The 19,108-nt window shown below is 63.3% G+C and carries 15 protein-coding genes and 1 tRNA gene; 4 read left to right on the plus strand and 12 right to left on the minus strand.

Annotation, left to right across the window (positions count from 1 at the left end):
- Both ACGHJ7_RS01415 and ACGHJ7_RS01420 read left to right on the plus strand, forming a co-directional pair.
- Positions 1 to 3,615: an error-prone DNA polymerase gene (locus ACGHJ7_RS01415; protein ID WP_390473969.1), complete on the plus strand. Its 3,615-nt coding sequence runs from the start codon at positions 1 to 3 to the stop codon at positions 3,613 to 3,615.
- Entirely contained in the window at positions 3,612 to 4,355 is a 744-nt protein-coding gene (locus ACGHJ7_RS01420) for an extensin family protein (protein WP_390473971.1), read from the plus strand. The genes ACGHJ7_RS01415 and ACGHJ7_RS01420 overlap by 4 nt, the downstream gene beginning before the upstream one ends.
- Here ACGHJ7_RS01420 and phoB read toward each other — a convergent pair.
- From phoB to recJ, 8 genes are all read right to left on the minus strand, one after another.
- Complete coding sequence (gene phoB, locus ACGHJ7_RS01425; protein WP_390473972.1) at positions 4,352 to 5,041, minus strand: phosphate regulon transcriptional regulator PhoB; 690 nt, start codon at positions 5,039 to 5,041, stop codon at positions 4,352 to 4,354. The two genes, ACGHJ7_RS01420 and phoB, sit on opposite strands and share 4 nt — an antisense overlap.
- Positions 5,042 to 5,088: 47 nt before the next feature.
- Complete coding sequence (gene phoU / locus ACGHJ7_RS01430; RefSeq protein WP_390473974.1) at positions 5,089 to 5,754, minus strand: phosphate signaling complex protein PhoU; 666 nt, start codon at positions 5,752 to 5,754, stop codon at positions 5,089 to 5,091.
- Positions 5,754 to 6,500: a phosphate ABC transporter ATP-binding protein PstB gene (gene pstB, locus ACGHJ7_RS01435; protein WP_390474097.1), complete on the minus strand. Its 747-nt coding sequence runs from the start codon at positions 6,498 to 6,500 to the stop codon at positions 5,754 to 5,756. Before pstB ends, phoU begins: the two co-directional genes overlap by 1 nt.
- Before the next feature lie 38 nt (positions 6,501 to 6,538).
- Positions 6,539 to 7,807: a phosphate ABC transporter permease PstA gene (gene pstA, locus ACGHJ7_RS01440; RefSeq protein ID WP_390473976.1), complete on the minus strand. Its 1,269-nt coding sequence runs from the start codon at positions 7,805 to 7,807 to the stop codon at positions 6,539 to 6,541.
- Positions 7,800 to 9,185, minus strand: coding sequence for a phosphate ABC transporter permease subunit PstC (gene pstC, locus ACGHJ7_RS01445; protein WP_390473977.1), 1,386 nt, complete (start codon positions 9,183 to 9,185; stop codon positions 7,800 to 7,802). The genes pstA and pstC overlap by 8 nt, the downstream gene beginning before the upstream one ends.
- Positions 9,186 to 9,309: 124 nt before the next feature.
- Positions 9,310 to 10,551 carry an ATP-binding protein gene (locus ACGHJ7_RS01450; RefSeq protein WP_390473978.1) on the minus strand — a complete coding sequence of 414 codons (1,242 nt, stop codon included), beginning with the start codon at positions 10,549 to 10,551 and terminating at the stop codon, positions 9,310 to 9,312.
- A gap of 133 nt (positions 10,552 to 10,684) precedes the next feature.
- A tRNA-Glu gene (locus ACGHJ7_RS01455) sits at positions 10,685 to 10,759 on the minus strand.
- Between the two features lie 114 nt (positions 10,760 to 10,873).
- Entirely contained in the window at positions 10,874 to 12,661 is a 1,788-nt protein-coding gene (gene recJ / locus ACGHJ7_RS01460; RefSeq protein ID WP_390473980.1) for a single-stranded-DNA-specific exonuclease RecJ, read from the minus strand.
- 84 nt (positions 12,662 to 12,745) lie between these two features.
- Between recJ and ACGHJ7_RS01465 the strand changes: the two genes are divergently transcribed.
- Positions 12,746 to 13,234 (plus strand): flavodoxin family protein, encoded by a 489-nt coding sequence (locus ACGHJ7_RS01465; RefSeq protein ID WP_390473981.1) that lies wholly within the window; start codon positions 12,746 to 12,748, stop codon positions 13,232 to 13,234.
- Between the two features lie 69 nt (positions 13,235 to 13,303).
- Complete coding sequence (locus ACGHJ7_RS01470; RefSeq protein ID WP_390473983.1) at positions 13,304 to 14,083, plus strand: hypothetical protein; 780 nt, start codon at positions 13,304 to 13,306, stop codon at positions 14,081 to 14,083.
- 12 nt (positions 14,084 to 14,095) lie between these two features.
- Here ACGHJ7_RS01470 and ACGHJ7_RS01475 read toward each other — a convergent pair whose 3' ends face one another.
- The 4 genes from ACGHJ7_RS01475 to ACGHJ7_RS01490 form a co-directional block, all read right to left on the minus strand.
- On the minus strand, positions 14,096 to 15,067 hold the full coding sequence (locus ACGHJ7_RS01475; RefSeq protein ID WP_390473985.1) for an NAD(P)H-dependent flavin oxidoreductase: 972 nt from the start codon (positions 15,065 to 15,067) through the stop codon (positions 14,096 to 14,098).
- A gap of 141 nt (positions 15,068 to 15,208) precedes the next feature.
- Positions 15,209 to 16,258 (minus strand): amidohydrolase family protein, encoded by a 1,050-nt coding sequence (locus tag ACGHJ7_RS01480; RefSeq protein WP_390473987.1) that lies wholly within the window; start codon positions 16,256 to 16,258, stop codon positions 15,209 to 15,211.
- Between the two features lie 259 nt (positions 16,259 to 16,517).
- Positions 16,518 to 18,191: a 2-isopropylmalate synthase gene (gene leuA / locus ACGHJ7_RS01485; protein WP_390473989.1), complete on the minus strand. Its 1,674-nt coding sequence runs from the start codon at positions 18,189 to 18,191 to the stop codon at positions 16,518 to 16,520.
- Between the two features lie 231 nt (positions 18,192 to 18,422).
- The gene (locus ACGHJ7_RS01490) at positions 18,423 to 19,076 is read right to left on the minus strand and encodes a YceI family protein (protein WP_390473990.1); all 654 of its coding nucleotides are present in this window, start codon (positions 19,074 to 19,076) and stop codon (positions 18,423 to 18,425) included.
- Positions 19,077 to 19,108 lie beyond the last annotated feature (32 nt).

A 19,108-nucleotide genomic window follows, 5' to 3' on the forward strand; every position in this document is an offset into this window, starting at 1 on the left:
ATGCCCGACCAGCCTCTCACCCCCGACAAACGCACTCTGGAGATCGATCCGGACCTGATCGACGCGCCACCGCGCGCATCCTTTGTCGAGCTGGGGCTTGTTTCCTGCTTCAGTTTCCTGCGCGGGGCATCGGACGCCGTCGATCTGGCCATGCGCGCACGGTCGGCGGGATATGATGCGATAGGGATTGCCGACGTCAATTCCATGGCCGGCGTCGTTCGCCTCCATACAGAAGCGAAAACGCTGAAGCTGCAACCGGTTATCGGATGCAGGATCGAAACGGTCGAAGGTCTCGGTTTCCTGGCCTACCCGACCGATCGCGCAGCCTATGGACGGCTGTGCCAGTTGATCAGCGCCGGCCGCATGCGCACGCTCGATGGCGGGTGGCAGGAAAAGGGCGAATGCGCGATCAGCCTGTCGATGCTGGCCCGGCATGCCCAGGGCGTGCAACTCATCCTCCTGCCGCCGCGCAATCTCGATGCCGAACTGGCCATCGAAGTGCCGAGCAACGTGGTCGATTTTCCGCAGCCATCAGGTGAAAGTCCCGCGCCGGACACAGCCTCCGCCCGGCGAGAGGGGCGTGTTCTTTCCGGTCCATTGCCGGACCTTCTTCCGCATTTGGCCAGCCTGTTGCCGACGCTGCGACATCTTGCCGCCAGCCACCTTCACCTTGGTGACGATGTCGCGCGGATCGACCGGCTCGATGCTTTGGCGAAGGCTCATGGGCTCGGCCTGCTGGCGACCAACGACGTTCATTACGCAACCGCGGACAGGCGCCCGTTGCAGGATGTCATGACCGCGATCCGCCACAAGACGACCGTGGCGCAGGCAGGGCACCGTTTGCACGGAAACGGGGAGCGGTATCTCAAATTGCCGCAAGTGATGGAGAAGCTGTTCGAACGCTGGCCCCATGCCATCAGGGCGGCGCGCGATGTGGCGGATGCCTGCAGCTTCAGCCTCGACGAACTGCGATACGAATATCCGGAGGAAATCTATCCCGGCGGGATGGAGCCCCAGGATTATCTCGAACAGGCTACGTGGGACGGTGCAAAATGGCGCTATCCCAATGGTTTGCCGGAAACTGTTCGTGAAACCCTGCACAAGGAACTGGCGCTGATCGGCAAGATGGATCTTGCCCGCTACTTCCTGACGATCAAAGACATCGTCGATTTCGCGCGCGAGAAGGTCGATCCGCCGATCCTGTGCCAGGGGCGGGGCAGCGCGGCGAATTCGGCCGTCTGTTTCTGTCTCGGCATTACGTCCGTCGATCCGGCGCATCACCAGCTCCTCTTCGACCGCTTCATCTCCGAAGACCGGAACGAGCCGCCCGATATCGATGTCGATTTCGAACACGAACGGCGCGAGGAGGTTATCCAGTATCTCTATCGCAAATATGGACGACACCGTGCCGGACTGGCGGCGACGGTGATCCATTATCGTCCGCGCATGGCCATCCGCGAGGTGGGCAAGGCGATGGGGCTGTCGGAAGATGTCACCGGGGCACTGGCCAAGACGGTCTGGGGCGGATGGGGCAAGGAAATCGGCGAGGGCCATGTCTCGGAAACCGGCATGGACGCGGAAGATCCGCACCTGAAGCGGGTTCTCGCGCTAACTCGCCAAATGATTGGAATGCCGCGACATCTTTCCCAGCACGTCGGTGGTTTCATCCTGACCGAGGGGGCGCTGACCAAGACCGTCCCGGTCGGCAATGGCACCATGCCGGACCGCAGTTTCATCGAATGGGACAAAGACGATATCGAGGCGCTAGGCATATTGAAGGTCGACGTGCTCGCGCTGGGCATGCTGACCTGCATCAGGAAATGCCTCGATCTGCTTGAAAACCATCACGAAAGACCGCTGGAACTGGCGAGTGTCCCGCGGGAGGATCCGGAAACCTACACCATGCTGCGCAAGGGCGATTCCCTCGGCGTGTTCCAGGTGGAGAGCCGGGCACAGATGAACATGCTGCCCCGGTTGAGGCCGCGCGAATTCTACGACCTCGTCATCCAGGTGGCGATCGTGCGGCCGGGACCGATCCAGGGCGACATGGTGCATCCCTATCTCAAGCGGCGGCGGGGCGCGGAGCAGGTACAGATCCCGGCACCTTCGCCAGACCACGGCCCGCCGGACGAGCTTTCGAGCATTCTCGAACGTACGCTGGGCGTTCCCATTTTCCAGGAACAGGCGATGAAGATCGCTCTCGACGCGGCGCAATTTTCCTCGAAGGAAGCAAACCGGCTGCGCAAGGCCATGGCGACGTTCCGTAGCCGCGGGATGGTCGACGAATTGCAGGACATGATGGTCGAGAGGATGGTCCTGCGCGGCTACGACCGGGAGTTCGCGCAGCGCTGCTTCAACCAGATCAGGGGGTTCGGCGAATACGGCTTTCCGGAAAGCCATGCGGCCAGCTTTGCGCATCTGGTCTATGTCTCGAGCTGGCTGAAATGCCATTTCCCGGCGGCCTTTGCCTGCGCGCTGCTGAATTCGCAGCCGATGGGGTTCTACGCCCCGGCCCAGATCGTGCGCGACGCGGCGGAACACGGGGTCGAGATATTGCCGGCGGATGTGAACCGCAGCCAGTGGGACTGCACGCTGGAAACCGTCGCAAGAGCCGGAAGCGGACATGACGACCCACAAGAGCGCGATACCGGCCGCCTCGACACCCATCTCGGCCTGAGGCTAGGTCTCCGGCAGATCGATGGTCTGCCCGAACACATTGCCGCCGGACTGGTGGCAGAACGCGTGGAAAACGGCGCCTATGTCGATGTTCGCAGCCTGCGGGACCGGACGGGGACCGGGCCCGGCCATATCGAACGGCTCGCCAGTGCCGATGCCTTCGGCTCTCTCGGACTGCCGCGCAGGCAGGCTCTGTGGGATGCGCGCAGCCTGGTTGCAGGGCCGGACCTGCCCCTGTTCCGGGCGGCAGAGGAGCGCGACGAGGGGGCGGAGAAGCGTATCACCCGCTTGCCGCAAATGCCTCTGAGCGAGGAGGTGGTGGCGGATTACCAGACCACGCGGCTCAGCCTGAAGGCGCACCCGATGGCGTTCCTGCGCGCGGGCCTCGCAGAACGCGGTTTCGTGCGCGCATGCGACCTGCGCGACCGGAAGTTTCGCTCCATGGTGCAGGTCGCGGGCGTGGTCCTGATCCGTCAGCGACCGGGCAGCGCAAAGGGTGTGTGCTTCATTACGCTGGAAGACGAAACCGGCGTCATCAACCTGGTGGTCTGGCCCGATCTCAAGGAGAAACAGCGCAAGGTCGTGATGGGCGCCCGCCTGATGGAAGTGCGGGGCCGGGTAGAGTATGACGACGAGGTGATCCATGTCATCGCCCACCACATGACCGATGCGACGCAAAGCCTTTACCAGCTGTCCGACGACATGCTGAACGCTCCGGTCGCCAGGGCGGATCACGTCAATTCGCCGCTTCCCGCGAAGTTCGGTCCCCGCGACAACCTGCCTGAAGGCAAGGACGATCCCCATGCCGGACCCGATGCAGAAAGGCCGCTGCCGGTAGAACCGTGGGAACCACCACCTGCAGGCAATCGTGAATGCGGTGATCATGGAGGCCATCCGCGAAACGTGCGGATCATTCCCAAGTCGAGGGATTTTCATTGAGCAGATTACAGGGGCCTTGGGGCATTTCCCGCAGGATCGGCGACTTCGCACTCGACCGGCGGTTCCTGTCGCTCCTGCTCGTGCTTGCTGTCGGCCTCGGGGCCAAGGCTTGGTTGCAGGACAATCCGCAGCACGATCCGTGGGCCCCGCTGGACCTTCGCGACCCGCCGGGCTGGGCGACCGACACCAAGCTTGCGGCGCTGACAGATGACCCCGCGCAGTGCCGGGCAGTGCTCGAGCGTAGCGAGGTCACCTTTACCGCGCTCGAACCGGTGGGCGAGGGAGCTTGCCGAAGGGAGGACCGGACCCTGCTGGGCGAATATCCCTACGCCTCGCCGACGCCGCCGACGACGTGCCCCGTGGCAATCGCCATGCAATTATGGCTGGAGCGCGGAGTGCAGCCCGCAGCTCGCGCGGCGTTCGGTCAGGACGTGGCCCGTATCGAGCACTTCGGGGCTTATAGCTGTCGCCGTCTTTATGGACGGGACGAGGGACCATGGAGCGAGCATGCAACCGGGAATGCGGTCGATATTGCCGGGTTCGTCCTCGAGGACGGGACCCGGGTCTCCGTGCTGCAGGATTGGGACGGAGAAGGCGAGCGCGCCGCTTTCCTGCGCGAAGTCCGCGATGCCGCGTGCACGGGTTTCAGCACCGTGCTTTCACCCGACTATAATGCCGCCCACCGCGACCACTTTCATTTCGACCGCGCGCCGCGGAGGATTGGCGGGGTCTGCCGCTAGCGTGCCTGGAAAGCGTAGCCTGCCGAGCGAACGGTTCGCACCGGGTCGTTCAGACCATCCATTTCGATAGCCTTTCTCAACCGGCGGATATGAACGTCGACCGTGCGCAGTTCGATATCGCTGCCAGTCCCCCAGACACCGTCCAGCAGCTGACCCCGGCTGAATACGCGGTCCGGGCTTTCCATGAAGAATTTGAGCAGGCGGTACTCGGTCGGCCCGAGCTGCAATTCCTTGCCCGCACGCTCGACCTTGTGTGCGACAGGGTCCAGCCTGATGTCACCGACCTCGATCGCTTCGCCGGCGAGGGCCGGGCGGATGCGCCGCATCACGGCCGAGACGCGCGCCAAGAGCTCTCTCGGCGAAAACGGCTTTGTCAGGTAATCGTCCGCCCCGGTATCGAGACCCCGAATGCGGTCGTCCTCAGCCTCGCGCGCGGTGAGCATGATGATGGGCACATGCGCCGTCGATTTCTCGCGGCGCAGGCGGCGGCAGACCTCGATGCCACTCGTCCCTTCGATCATCCAGTCGAGTATGACGAGGTCCGGAACGTCTTCCTCGGCCAGCAACAGCGCCTCGTCGCCGTCGGCGGTCGTACGCACCCGGTAGCCTTCGCGAGTGAAGCGGAATTCCAGCAATTCCGACAGGGCCGGATCATCTTCGACGAGGAGGAGGCTGGCACTTGTCACGAGCGGGGGTTCCTGGGCTGATCGATCAAGGACGGGGATCGGTGATTTTAGTCGTCGTCCGGCGGGTAATTCCCGGTTGCCGCGAAATGGACCATCTCGGCGACATTGGTGGCGTGATCGCCGATCCTCTCGATATTCTTGGCCACGAACAGCAATTGCGCAGCGGTCGAGATCGTCTTCGGGTTCTCTACCATGTGGCTGACAAGATTGCGGAATATGCTGTCGTAGAATGCGTCGACCTTCTGGTCGGCAGCGATCACTTCCAGCGCGAGGTCGGGGTCGCGCGCGGCATAGGCCGTCAGGACATCGTGGACCATTTCGGCAGCCAGTTCGGCCATCGCGGGCAACAATGTCAGCGGTTCGAACTTGCCGCGTTCCTCGATCTTGTCGATCCGCTTGGCAATGTTCTTCGCATAGTCGCCGATGCGCTCGACCACGCCGGCAATCTTGAGCGCGGCGATAACCTCGCGAAGGTCGTCCGCCAGCGGTGCGCGCAAGGCGATGATGCGGACCGCGAGCTTGTCCACCTCCGTTTCAAGGGCATCGAGCTTCTTGTCCCGCGCGACCACGCCGTCGCCCAGTTCCTTGTCGCCGCGCACCATGGCGTCGATCGATTCGTGAACGGCCACTTCGGCCAGACCGCCCATTTCGGCGATCAGCCCGCGCAGGCGCGTGATGTCCTCGTCGAATGCCTTGACTGTGTGATCCATCATCAGCCGTACCGTCCCGTAATGTAATCCTTGGTCCGTTCCTCAATCGGATTGGTGAAGATCGCTTCGGTCGGACCGTATTCGACCATCTTCCCGAGGTGGAAGAAGGCGGTGCGCTGCGACACACGGGCCGCCTGCTGCATGGAATGCGTGACGATGACGATGGCATAGCGCCCGGTCAGTTCGTCGATCAGTTCCTCGATCTTTGCTGTCGCGATGGGGTCGAGCGCCGAGCAGGGCTCGTCCATGAGGATGACTTCGGGATCGACGGCGATGGCACGCGCGATGCACAGACGCTGCTGTTGCCCGCCGGACAGCGCCGTACCGGATTCGTCCAAGCGGTCCTTCACCTCGTTCCAGAGCCCTGCGCGGGAGAGCGATTTCTCGACGATGGCGTCCAGTTCGTCCTTGCTCTCGGCAAGGCCGTGGATCTTCGGGCCGTAGGCGATGTTGTCGTAGATCGACTTCGGGAACGGGTTGGGTTTCTGGAAAACCATGCCGACCCGCGCGCGCAGTTGGACGACATCCATCGAAGACCGGTAGATGTCTTCGCCCTCCAGTTCGATCACGCCATCGACCCGCGCGCTGGGGATGGTGTCGTTCATGCGGTTGAGCGAACGCAGGAAGGTCGACTTCCCGCAGCCCGACGGGCCAATAAATGCGGTCACATATTGCGAAGGGATGTCGATCGTGACGCCGTCGATGGCCTGTTTGTCGCCGTAATAGACGTCGACGTCCCGGGCCCGCATCTTGGGATCGCTGGTTTCGGTATTTTCGTGTCTGACGGTCACCAGGTTTTCTCGAACTTGTTGCGCAGATAGATGGCGAGGCCATTCATCAGTAGCAGGAATATGAGCAGGACTATGATAGCAGCGCTGGTCCGTTCCACGAAACCGCGATCGATTTCGTCGGACCAGAGGAAGATCTGAACGGGAAGCACGGTCGCCGGCGTGGTGAACCCGTCCGGCGGGCTGGCGACGAAGGCGCGCATGCCGATCATCAGCAGCGGCGCGGTTTCGCCGAGCGCGCGGGCCATGCCGATGATGGTGCCGGTCAGGATGCCGGGAAGGGCAAGCGGCAGGACGTGATGGAAGACGACCTGCACCGGCGATGCGCCCACTGCCAGAGCACCGTCGCGGATGGATGGCGGCACGGCCTTGATCGCGTTGCGCCCGGTAATGACGATCACCGGCATTGTCATGAGCGCGAGCGTCATGCCGCCGATCAGCGGAGCCGACCGCATATTGGGAAATATGGTCAGGAAGACCGCGAGGCCGAGAAGACCGAAGATGATCGACGGCACCGCTGCGAGGTTGTTGATCGAGACCTCGATGATATCGGTCCAGCGGTTCTTGGGCGCATATTCCTCGAGATAAAGTGCGGCCAGGACCCCGATCGGGAAGGCCAGGGCGAGAGTGACGATCATGGTCAGGATCGACCCCTTGAGTGCCGCCCAGATGCCCACAAGTTGCGGATCGGTTGCGTCCGAACGGCTGAGGAAGCCGAGGTCCATCCGCTTGTCCAGCGATCCTTCCGCCTCCAGCCTGCTGGCAAGCGCCTGCAATTCCGGCGAGCCTTCTCCTTCGAGACCCTGCGCCAGACCGGCCGTCGCGGGGACCCACAGATCCTGCTCGCCCTTCGCAAGGTCGGGGTCGTCGACGATCCGCGTCGCGAGTTCGCGCCAGGCCTCTCCGCTGATTTCGGCAGCACCGTCTTCGCCCAGCGCCTGCTCGCCGAAATATTCGATGATCTGTGGCAGGCCTTGCGTTTCGAGGGATTGAATACCGCCCTGTTCCAGGGTTGCAGGATCGACCGATAAGCCGGCCTCTGCAAAGTCGACAGGGATGCGAAGTTCCGCACGCTGGAACCCGCCAATGCCGTTATACAGCATCGTGAAGAGCAGCACGCACAGGACGGCGACCGAGAAAAGGACGGCGCCCAAACCGATCAGGCGGAAGCGTTTTTCGGCTGCATAACGCTTTTTCAGGCGCGCATCGAAAGCCGCTTGCCGATCGCTCGCAGGGTGGGACGTGGAAGGAATGGCTGCGTCACTCATACGCTTCACGGAACCGTTTGACGACGCGCAGGGCGATGAAATTCAGCCCCAGCGTGACGAGGAAAAGGACGAACCCCAGAGCAAAGGCACTGAGAGTGGCGGGATGGTCGAAGCTTCCTTCGCCCGTCAGCATGGCGACGATCTGGACGGTCACCGTAGTCATCGCCTCGAGCGGATTGCCGGACAGGTTGGCTGCGGTGGACGCCGCCATGACGACGATCATCGTCTCGCCGATAGCGCGGCTGATGGCGAGCATGATGCCGGCGACGATGCCGGGGAGCGCTGCAGGAATGAGGACCTTCTTGATGGTTTCGGACTGGGTCGCGCCCATCGCCAGGCTGCCGTCGCGCATCGCGCTTGGAACGGCGGCAATGCTGTCGTCAGCCATGGAGGATACGAAGGGGATGATCATCACCCCCATGACGAGGCCCGCGGCCAGCGCGCTTTCGCTGGAGGCGTTCTCGATCCCCGCAGACTGCGCCAGATCGCGGATGAACGGGGCCACCGTCAACGCAGCGAAGTAGCCGTACACCACCGTCGGAACGCCGGCGAGAACTTCGAGCGCCGGCTTGAGCCACGCACGCAGCCGCGGATCGGCATATTGTGTCAGGTAGATTGCGCTCATCAGCCCGAGGGGGATGGCAACGATCATTGCGATGATCGCACCGATGAAGATCGTGCCCCAGAAAAGCGGAATCGCGCCGTACCGGTCGCCCTGGTCGGCATCCGGGCTCGACATCGGGTCGGGGTTCCAGCTGGTTCCGAACAGGAAGTCGATCGGGCTGACGAATCCGAAAAAGCGTATCGTCTCGAACACCAGGCTGGCGAGGATGCCGAACGTCGTCAGGATCGCGACGAGCGAGGCGATCAAGAGAACGGCCATGACGGCTCGTTCCACCCGCGTGCGTGCCGTGAAGTTCGGATTGATCCGCGTATAAGACCATAGCGCCGTTATCACGGCGATGCAGAGGGACAGGACCAGCCCTATGATGGTATATCGCTGGATGGCGCTGCGGAACGGTTCGACCAGCGCCTGTGCGCGGCTATCGAATACCGCGGCCTGGGCTCCCGTTGCGACCGCTCGGGCTTCTGCCATCAGCGTGTCGCGCACGAACCCGAATTCCGGCAGGACCGCCGCCGCGTCGCTCGCCAGTACGGACTGGGTAACCAGCATCGGCATCAGGGTGATCCACAATGCGGCAAAGGCAAGCAGGGGAACGCCAACCCAGAGGGCCACGTACCAGCCGTGGTAATTGGGCCGCGCCACCGGGCGGTGGGTCGCGCTCACGCTCTGGAAAGCGGAGGCCTTCGCACGGCCTGCGAGCCAGCCGACCAGGCCGAGGCCCAGCGCGACGAAGAGGAGTAATGCAGGCGACATCAGAGCAATGAGACCCCGTTATATCCGTTCGGAATTTCGCGCCCATAGGCAGGTGCGCGCGGGCATACAATGGCAAGACCCGGAAGTGCGGCGCGTTTCCACGCCTCTTTGGGAACATTGTATTTCATGTCTGTGACAGGCTTGGCGGCTGTGTGTTTTCGGCGACAGCTTTCCGATCATCGAGCATAGGGATACGGGCAATAACGTCGGTTCCCTTGCCTAGGGTGCTTTCTATCTCGAGCCGGCCGCGATGCCGCTCCACGATATGTTTGACGATGGCTAGGCCGAGCCCGGTTCCGCCAGAGGCGCGGCTCCGGCCGGGATCCGTGCGATAGAAACGGCGGGTGAGATGCGGGAGGTGTTCCGGTGCAATCCCCTCGCCAGTATCGCTGACAATAAGGCGCGCATTGCCGTGCGGACCCTTGTCCAGCTTCACCGTGACCGGACCATCCTTCGCACCGTATTTCAGCGCGTTGTCGACCATGTTGCGCACCAGCTGCTCGAGCTGCTGCGTATCTCCGGCGACCTTCAGGCCTTTGTCGATCTCGAAGACCAAGCGTGCCTTGCGATCAACGCCTGCTGCATCACCTGCGGCCCGTTCAACGAGGGCGGAGTAATCCACGGGCCGCGCAGGCTGCTCGTGTTTCTCCGCCTCGATGCGGGACAGGGACATGAGGTCGTTGACCAGATTCTGGAGGCGACGGGCCTCGCGCTGGATGGTGTCAAGGAACTTGGTCGCCGTGGGCATGTCCAGTTCGCCGGGCGCTTCCCGCAAAGTCTCGACATATCCTATGATCGAGGCGAGCGGGGTGCGCAGTTCATGGCTGGCATTGGCCACGAAATCGGTATGCGCGCGTCCTATGTCGGCTTCGCTGGTGCGGTTAAGCAATTCGATCACCGCGTAATCGCTGTCGATCACGTGCCGGCTGATTCGCCAGATATCCCGCCTGCGCTGAAGTCCCGTGACGATCGCCTCGCCATGTGTGGGCGAATCCATCAACGCGATGGCTTGCGGATGCCGCAGCGCGACCCGCGGGTCCTGGCCGAGGATATGATCGCCCAGAACGTGCCGCGCTGCCCGGTTCGCCACACCGATGCGCGATCCCTTGGTCAGGAGCAGCGGCGTGCCGGAATGCTCGATCATCGCCGACATGCTTTCGGCAATAGCCGTCGCCGAAGCGTTCTCCGATGCGCCCTCCATCGCCAGCTGGTTTTCCGGGGGACGGGTAAGGAACCAGACGGTTCCCGCCCATATCAGGAAGAGAAGCACGGCGAGGGGCATCGGCAAGCCGGCGAACCCCATGGCGGCGGACGTCACTGCGGCGAGGACCATTGCTGGCCAGAAAAAGATTTCCGAGGCAGGCACGATGAAGGCGTTAGCTATCGAGGGGCGACTGCGCCAGCGCTACCATGTCAATTGCACACAAATGACGGATGGGTGAAGGTCGCATCAACGACCGGAGTACGCATCACCAAAGAGGGGGAAATGCGCCTCCGGGTGGTGACCCCTACGGGAATCGAACCCGTGTTTCAGCCGTGAAAGGGCCGCGTCCTAACCGCTAGACGAAGGGGCCATTGCCGGGTTGGCCCCGGAGGCGAGAGGCGCACTTAGGGGCGGTCCGGGAGTCGGTCAACCCTCATTTCGCGAAGAATGGTCCGATAAGCGAATATCTGTCGAAAATTCTGTCTCAATCGGCCCAGGCTGCATCTTCGAGGTGCAGTTCCGCGCGCGGTGTCGGCCCCCAGTCATCGATTTTCGCCCGGCCTGCGAGCCAAAGCCGGCGACCTTTCGCACCGTGAAGCAATGCCTGTCCCCATTCGGTCTCGGCCGATCTGAAGGCGATAGCTTTGAGGGACCCGCCGTCACCGCTGCCGGCAATCAGCCGCAGATGATCGGCGCCGACGACATCGGCCTTGACGAGGTGGACCGGCCCGACGGCGACGCGGGGGCCCGGCCAGCCAACGCCGTATGGCCCGGCTCCGTCCAGTGTCTCGACCAGTTCGGGGGTCAGGCCGCGCGGAGCCAGTGATAGGTCCAGCATCATTTCCCGCTCCGCGTTCGCGCGCGAGACGTCGCGTGCCAGCCGCGCATCCAGCCAGTCAGAGAATTCCTCGAGCCGGGAAGCGGAAACCGTCATGCCCGCCGCCATGGCGTGGCCGCCGCCTGCCTCCAGCAAGCCCTGTTCACGCGCGGCGATAATTGCCGCTCCCAGGTCGACGCCCGGAATGGAGCGGCCCGATCCCTTGCCGGTTTCGCCGTCCAGCGCGATGACGAGCGACGGCTTGCCGGTCTTTTCCTTGATCCGGCCGGCGACGATACCGATGACACCCGGATGCCAGCCGGTACCGAAGACGACCTGGACTGCGCGGTTGTATTGGCTTGCGACTTGCTGCTCTGCCGCTTCCTGCACCTCCGCCTCGATCGCTCGGCGATCTTCGTTGAGGGCCGATAATTGCTCGGCAATCTGCCGCGCCTCGTCCGGATTTTCCGTGGTCAGCAGCCGGACACCGAGGGTCGATTCACCGACGCGTCCCCCCGCATTGATTCGCGGCCCCAGCGCAAAACCGAGATCGCTGCATTGCGGGGCGCGTTTCAGCCTGCTGGCATCGATCAGCGCTGACATGCCAATATTGTCGCGCTTCGCCATGACCTTGAGGCCCTGGGCGACGAAGGCGCGGTTCAGCCCGTGCAACGCCGCGACATCCGCCACCGTGCCGAGCGCAACAAGATCGAGCAGGGCACGCAGGTCCGGTTCCTTCCGGCTTTCGAAATATCCGCGTTCGCGCAGGGTCCTGACCACGGCAATGGCGAGGAGAAAAGCGACGCCGACTGCGGCAAGATGACCGTGCGAGGCAGCAAGGTCGTTTTCGTCGAGGCGGTTCGGATTGACCAGAGCGACGGCCTTGGGAAGTTCGGCAGCGCATTTGTGATGATCGACCACGATCACGTCGATCCCTGCGTCCCGCGCCTGCTGCAGCGCGTCGAACGCCATTGCTCCGCAATCGACGGTCACGATCAGGCTGGAGCCACTCTCGCCGAGCTTGACCAGGGCCTCTCCGCTCGGCCCGTACCCTTCGAGCAGGCGGTCGGGGATGTAATACTGCGCCTCTGCATCCAGCATCCGCATCAGCCGGATCAGGAGGGCCGCGCTGGTGGCACCATCGACATCGTAGTCGCCATAGATGGTAACCGTCTCGCCGGAGATGATCGCCTGCGCGACGCGTTCCACTGCCGTGTCCATGTCCCGGAATTGGGAGGGGTCGGGCAGGAAGCCGCGCAGGGTAGGCTGGCGATGCCGCTCTATATCCGAGCGGTCGACCCCGCGGGCCAGCAGAAGCTGGGTCGTGATGTCGTCCTGCAGGGTGCCTGGCGCGCCGCCGCCCATCATGTCCATATTGCCGCCCCGCCAGCGCCACCGCCGCCCCGCCAGGGACCGCTCGACACCGCAGACAGCCGAAATTGCACTTGAAGCCATGCTGTTCTCTTAACCTAAATAGGCGGTACGCGAAATGCGGGGGCGATTGACTTTAGACAGTCTGGCGCGGCACTCCTCGCGGGGATGGAAACGAGCACGACCTTGCTGATTGCCTGGCACAGCCGGACAGGGACTGCCCGTGCGATGGCAACCGCGGCGGCAGAGGGTGCGGGAGACATGGCGATCCTCATGCCCGCTCCCGAAATCGAGTCGGAGCATTTCATGGCGAGCGGGGCCTACCTGTTCGTCTGCCCGGAAAACCTTGCGACGATGTCGGGCATGATGAAGGAGATGTTCGACCGATGCTACTACCCCGTCCTGGGGCGGATCGAAGGCCGACCGTTTGCAACCGCCATTGCCGCCGGTTCGGATGGTGAGGGGGCCCAGCGGCAGATCGACCGGATTGCGAAGGGGTGGCGGTTGAAGCGCGTGGCGGAGCCCATGATCGTGAATACATCTGCACAGACACCTGACGAGATTCTGGCCGAGAAAACCGTGGCCTGCGAAGAATTGCGCAAATGCCGCGAACTTGGCGAGGCACTCGCCGAAGGATTGCGGCAGGGGATCTTCTGAAAAATGCGTCCGAACCGGATACAGTTTCGCGCCGAGGACTCGACCAATTCCTTGAGACAAGGCAATGATTTGTCGTTTGTTCACGGAGACTTCGAAATCGCACATGGTGGAGGCGCCGCGGATCGCGGCACGGCCAATCCTGCTCTGAACCTGCTGTTTCCGGTTGGCCTGGGCCCGGGCCGGTCGGCAATTTTGCGCGCCATAGAGGCAGCCGAGGATCTGGGATTGGCGATCGACGGGGGTGAGGGCGGTACGCTTGAACTCGTCTCGCGAGGCCTTTCTTTCGAAGTCACCGGCAGTACGCGCAGCGCCGATGAGAGTTGGCAGGACCGGTCGACCGGCAGTTTTGCGCCGGGCGGGATGGGCAAGCGTTACGAGACGATCGGCCTTGTCGCCGGACCGCATCTGGAAACCGGGGCGCGAACGCCTGCCGTATTGAAGGGGCAGTGCAGGGCTGCCATCGCTCTTGGCCGCCAGTTCCCGGTTCTGGAGGGATTTAGTTGGTCGACAGCCAGAAACACGGTCGTCCCCGCGCATTTCGCAGACCTATTCGAACGATGGGACGCCGGCGAGGCTTTGCCGGTAGAATTGTTCGTGACGTTCCGCAAGGATCTCGACGAAGGGCTCTCCAGCGTCGGCCTCTCCCTTTTTACCGATCAGGAATTGCGGATCGAGCCGGACGCAGCCGAGGCGATCCCCGATGCAGGACGCCTCGCCATGCGGATCGCGGGGCAGCTCATCGCCATGGGTCCGCTGTCAGATCCGCAGGATTTCTCGACACCCGACGGGCGCAATCTGCGACTGGAGGCGTCGCCAAACGGGCGTTTCGTCCGCGCATTCCTGCGATAAACGGGTGCCTGCTCAGCTCCCTGCAGCCTGGCCGAGCGCCTCTCGGGCGGCGTTGTATTCGGCTTCCAGCCGGTCGACCATGTCGGCAACCGTGCCGACATTCTTCACCGCGCCGACGCCCTGGCCTGACCCCCAGATGTCTTTCCAGGCCTTGGCCTTCGTGTTGCCGCCGCTGCCGAAATTCATCTTGCTCGGATCGCTCGTCGGGAGGTTGTCGGGATCGAGCCCCGCCGCTTCGATGCTTGAGCGCAGGTAATTGCCGTGCACGCCGGTAAACAGGTTGGTGTAGACGATACCTTCGCTGCTGCCGTCGACGATGCCCTGCTTGTAGCCGTGGTCGGCATTGGCTTCCTCGGTCGCGATGAAGGCGCTGCCGATATAGGCGAAGTCCGCCGAAAGCGCCTGCGCCGCGAGGATGGACCGGCCATGCGCGATGGAGCCGGAAAGGGCGATCAGCCCGTCGAACCATTCGCGGATCTCCTGCATCAGAGCGAAGGGCGACAACGCGCCCGCATGGCCGCCTGCCCCCGCTGCCACGGGGATGAGGCCGGTCGCCCCTTTCTCGATCGCCTTGTGCGCAAAGCGGTTGTTGATCACGTCGTGCATGGTGATCCCGCCCCAGTTCTTCACCGCCTGGAATATCTCCTCACGCGCACCGAGCGAGGTGATGACCATCGGGACCTGCCATTTCTCGCACGTCCTCATGTCGGCTTCGACGCGGTCGTTGGACTTGTGGACGATCTGGTTAACGGCGAACGGCGCGGCGGGCCTGTCCGGGTTTTCGCGGTTGTGCTTCGCCAGTTCTTCCGTGATCTGGTGCAGCCACTCGTCCAGCAGCGATTGCGGGCGGGCGTTCAGCGCAGGAAAGCTGCCGACAATGCCCGCCTTGCACTGCGCGATGACCAGTTCCGGTCCCGACACGATGAACAGGGGCGACCCGATGACGGGCAGGCGCATGCGGTCGAAAGGTGCGGGCAGGGACATCGTATACTCTCCGGATCACTGTCGTCTGGATCAAGCGCATATTGCGCGGTTTCGCGCGAGTCGAGGGGGGCTTTTGTCCCACTGGCCGGTGGCTGGCTGCCGGGGCAGCAAGCCGTAGCGTCACCGGCGATCAGCGCATGCCTACTGCACCGGCAGGACGTGCTCCATGTCGTAGAACCGCGCAGCCGTGCCACTGAACAGCGCTGCCTTTTCTTCGTCGCTCTCACCCGAGGCCAGCCGTTTGAAGGCGTTCCACAGCACCGGGTAGGTCGCGCCCCAGCAATCGACCGGGTAATTGCTTTCGAACATGGCGCGCTGCGGCCCGAAGGCCTCGATGCAGGTCTCGATATAGGGGCGCCACATCGCGGCCAGCGTTTCGCTGTCCACGCCCGCGCCCGGCCCTTCGTCCGGCTGGCCGCAGAACGCCATTGCCAGCCCGCCAAGCTTGACGTGGACATTCCCGCACCCGGCCAGCTCGCGGATGGCGCTGCGCCACGTATCGAACCGGTCCCCTAGCTTTCCCTTGTACGACGCTATGCCCAGCGGCGTGCCGCAATGGTCGAGGCAGATGGGCTGATCGGGAAAGGCGCGGGCGAGATCGATGACATCGCCCAGTTGCGGCTCGAGAACCCAGGCATCGAAGGTCAGGCCCATCTTGCCGAGATGCGCGAACCCTTCCCGGAAACTGGCGCTGCGATAGAGGCCTTCCGGCGCGTGGAAGGGAGGGCCGAGGACTTCGGGATCGGCATCCCAGGCGCCCTGGTGGCGGATGCCCTTGAACCGGCCGTTGCCGGCTGCGACCAGAGCCTCCAGAACCGGTGCGGCCCGGTCGCCCAGCATCATGTTGGCATGGCCGACAATGCCTGCACAGGCGCGGTAATCGCCGTAGAGACCGCTCGCCGCCTGCGCCGCGACGCCGTTCACATATTCGACCTCGCCCACGACCTTCATGTCCTCGTCCCGGTCGAGGTCATAGAAGGCGCCGCATTCCATGAAGACCGTGGCGATGACGTTGTGGCCGGTGTCGGTGTCGGCCTTCAGCGCGTCGAAATTGTAATACGGTTTCTGCGCGATGGCAGCGATGAAGGGGTGCTGAGGATCGGGGAAGGCCGGTACCATCGGGCGCAGGTCCCACAGATGGTGGTGCGGATCGATAATCGGCAGGTCCGGGTCGAGTATCGTTTCTGTCATGGCCTCTCTCATTTCCCGCTTTCGGTATGGCGGTATGCCCGGGGCCTTGTCAAAGGATCCGGGTGACAGGAGTGGCACGTGTCATCCCTCTCCTTTTCGCCCGATTGCCGAGCATCCCCAATGGCTTGCGGCCCTTTTTCAAGTCCAGGCCGAAAAGGGGCGCGGCGCACGATTATTTCCTACAGGCGTATCGGGACAAAGACGCCCGAAGCAGTGTTAGCGCGGATGCCGCGTGTAGGAAAATGCAATTGCGCTAACCCTAGATCGCCGAATTGGCGGCGCTCAGCACGGCGCGAACGCTGGCGGTGGCGACGTCTTCGTCAATGCCCACGCCCCAGATCGTCCGGCCATCGGGCGTCCGGCATTCGAGATAGGCTGCCGCACGGGCATCGCGGCCGGAACCGAGCGCGTGCTCCGTATAGTCGACAATCTCCAGTTCCAGTCCGAAGCTTTCTTCCAGCGTGGTCAGGACGCTGGAGATGAGGCCGTTCCCACGGCCGCTGACGGTCTGTTCCTGTCCTTCGACCGCGATCGTGCCCGCAAACAGGCGCGTCCCGTCCGCTGCGCGGTTTTCCTCGTAATCGACGAGCTGGAAATGCTTGGGATGGGTCTGCACGTGATAGGCCGCGCGGAAGGTCTGCCAGATGTCGTCCGCATTGAGTTCGCGGCCGAGCCTGTCGGCCATGTCCTGCACGAACGGGCTGAAATGCGCCTGCATCTTCTTGGGCAGTTTCAGGCCCTGGTCCTGTTCCAGAACCCAAGCAAAGCCGCCCTTGCCGGATTGCGAATTGACGCGGATGACGGCTTCGTAATTGCGGCCCAGGTCGGCCGGATCGATGGGGAGGTACGGGACGCGCCAACGCTGGTCGTTCTGCGTTTCGTGGGCCGCGAATCCTTTCTTGATCGCGTCTTGGTGGCTGCCGGAAAAGGCGGTGTAGACCAGTTCGCCGCCATAGGGGTGACGTTCGTGGACGGGCAGCTGGTTGCAGTATTCCACCGTCTCGATCACGCGGTCGATGTCCGAGAAATCGAGCTGCGGATCGACGCCCTGCGTGTACATGTTCAGCGCCATCGTCACGAGGCAGCAATTGCCCGTCCGCTCTCCATTCCCGAACAGGCAGCCTTCCACCCGGTCCGCGCCCGCCATCAGGCCAAGCTCTGCCGCGGCCACGCCGGTTCCGCGGTCGTTATGGGTGTGGAGCGAGATGACCACGCTTTCGCGATTGGGAATGTTCCTTGCGAAATACTCGATCTGGTCGGCGTAGATATTGGGTGTCGCCGCCTCGACCGTGGCGGGCAGGTTGAAGATGATGGGATGATCCGGCGTCGGCGCGAGCACGTCCATCACCGACGAACACACCTCGAGGCTGAAGTCGATTTCCGCGGTCGAGAACGTCTCCGGGCTGTACTGGAAATGCCAGTCGGTGTCGGGACGCTTGCCTGCCTCGTCGCGCATCACCTTGGCCCCGGCGATAGCGATCTCGCGCACCTGGTCCCGCGTCATGCCGAAGACGATTTCGCGCCATGCGGGGCTGACGGCATTGTACAGATGGACGATGGCCGCGTTCGCGCCGGTCAGGCTTTCGAAACTGGTGCGGATCAGCTCCTCACGGCTTTGCGTCAGCACCTGGACCAGCACATCGTCCGGTATGCGGCCGGATTTGACGAGGCCGGAGATGAAGTCGAACTCGGTCGCGCCTGCACTGGGGAAGCCGACCTCGATTTCCTTTACCCCGATTTCCACCAGTAGGTCGAAAAAACGGTTCTTCTTCACCGCATCCATGGGATCGATGATCGACTGGTTGCCGTCGCGCAGGTCGGTGCTCAGCCAGCGGGGCGGGGCGTCGATGGTCTGCGAAGGCCATTGGCGTTCGGGCAGATCGACTTGCGGGAAGGGACTGTATTTCGTGGAAGGCTGCTTGAGCATCGGCATGGCAGGTCCTGCGTATTCGACTGGTGCGCTGTGAGGAAGGCGGTGCGTTCGTCCCTTGAGCGAGCGACGCAGCGCCCGTCAGGCACGCGTCAGTTCACGCCCAAGGGCGCGTAAGTCGTAGCAGGAGCGATGCGTTTCCGATCATGGCAGTACTTGTCGCCCGAAACGAAAGCGGGCGCAAGACACAACTGCCTTGCGCCCGCCGAAGCTCGGGTTTGCAGGCGAGCGGGGTCAGTCCTGCTTCTCGAAGGCGGCGGAGATCGTCAGCTCCACATCGTCCGACACCATCGGGACGGCATAGGCGATGCCGTATTCGGAGCGTGTAATGGTCGCGTGGCCGGTGAATCCGATGGTCTCCGCTTCGCTCATCGGATTGGTCCCGGCGCCGGTGAATTCGACCAGCATGGCCAGCGGGCGGGTCACGCCGTTCATGGTCAGGTCGCCGCTGGCGAGCGCGCTGGTATTGGTGACGCGGCGCACATCGGTCGCGACGAAGCGGGCCATTCCGGCATCGGGACCGAAGAAATCGGGCTCCGCACCGTCTTCGCCCGGACGCAGCATGTGATCGCGCAGACCCTCGCTGACGACGGCGAGCGAATTGATCGGGACACTGACGTCGAGCTGCGTCGCGGCGATATCGGCGGGATCGATAGTCAGCGTGCCTTCGGCATCACCGAACAGGCCGACATAGGGGTTGAAGCCGAAATGGCTGACTTCCCATTCGACCAGCGTGTGCGCGGGGTCCGTCGCATAGGTCCCGGCGGTCACACGGCTGAGATCCACCTGTCCCGGCATCTCGGCAGGCGCGTCCTGCGCATTCAGGGAAACCCCTGCGCCAAGGGCGAGGGCGGACGTTGCAGCAAGGGCGGTAAGCAATTTTTTCATGGGAACCTCCGGTTTTTGGCGGAACAACGCGC

The sequence above is a fragment of the Altererythrobacter sp. MTPC7 genome (assembly GCF_042851395.1).
Taxonomy (GTDB): domain Bacteria; phylum Pseudomonadota; class Alphaproteobacteria; order Sphingomonadales; family Sphingomonadaceae; genus CAJXSN01.

Bases quoted from the DNA above. Each gene is read 5' to 3' on its own strand.
- ACGHJ7_RS01415 (WP_390473969.1), top strand. From the start codon at position 1: ATGCCCGACCAGCCTCTCACCCCCGACAAACGCACTCTGGAGATCGAT.
- phoU (WP_390473974.1), bottom strand. From the start codon at position 5,754: ATGATGGATCACACAGTCAAGGCATTCGACGAGGACATCACGCGCCTG.
- pstB (WP_390474097.1), bottom strand. From the start codon at position 6,500: ATGCGGGCCCGGGACGTCGACGTCTATTACGGCGACAAACAGGCCATC.
- pstA (WP_390473976.1), bottom strand. From the start codon at position 7,807: ATGAGTGACGCAGCCATTCCTTCCACGTCCCACCCTGCGAGCGATCGG.
- pstC (WP_390473977.1), bottom strand. From the start codon at position 9,185: ATGTCGCCTGCATTACTCCTCTTCGTCGCGCTGGGCCTCGGCCTGGTC.
- recJ (WP_390473980.1), bottom strand. From the start codon at position 12,661: ATGGCTTCAAGTGCAATTTCGGCTGTCTGCGGTGTCGAGCGGTCCCTG.
- ACGHJ7_RS01465 (WP_390473981.1), top strand. From the start codon at position 12,746: ATGGAAACGAGCACGACCTTGCTGATTGCCTGGCACAGCCGGACAGGG.
- ACGHJ7_RS01475 (WP_390473985.1), bottom strand. From the start codon at position 15,067: ATGTCCCTGCCCGCACCTTTCGACCGCATGCGCCTGCCCGTCATCGGG.
- ACGHJ7_RS01480 (WP_390473987.1), bottom strand. From the start codon at position 16,258: ATGACAGAAACGATACTCGACCCGGACCTGCCGATTATCGATCCGCAC.
- leuA (WP_390473989.1), bottom strand. From the start codon at position 18,191: ATGCCGATGCTCAAGCAGCCTTCCACGAAATACAGTCCCTTCCCGCAA.
- ACGHJ7_RS01490 (WP_390473990.1), bottom strand. From the start codon at position 19,076: ATGAAAAAATTGCTTACCGCCCTTGCTGCAACGTCCGCCCTCGCCCTT.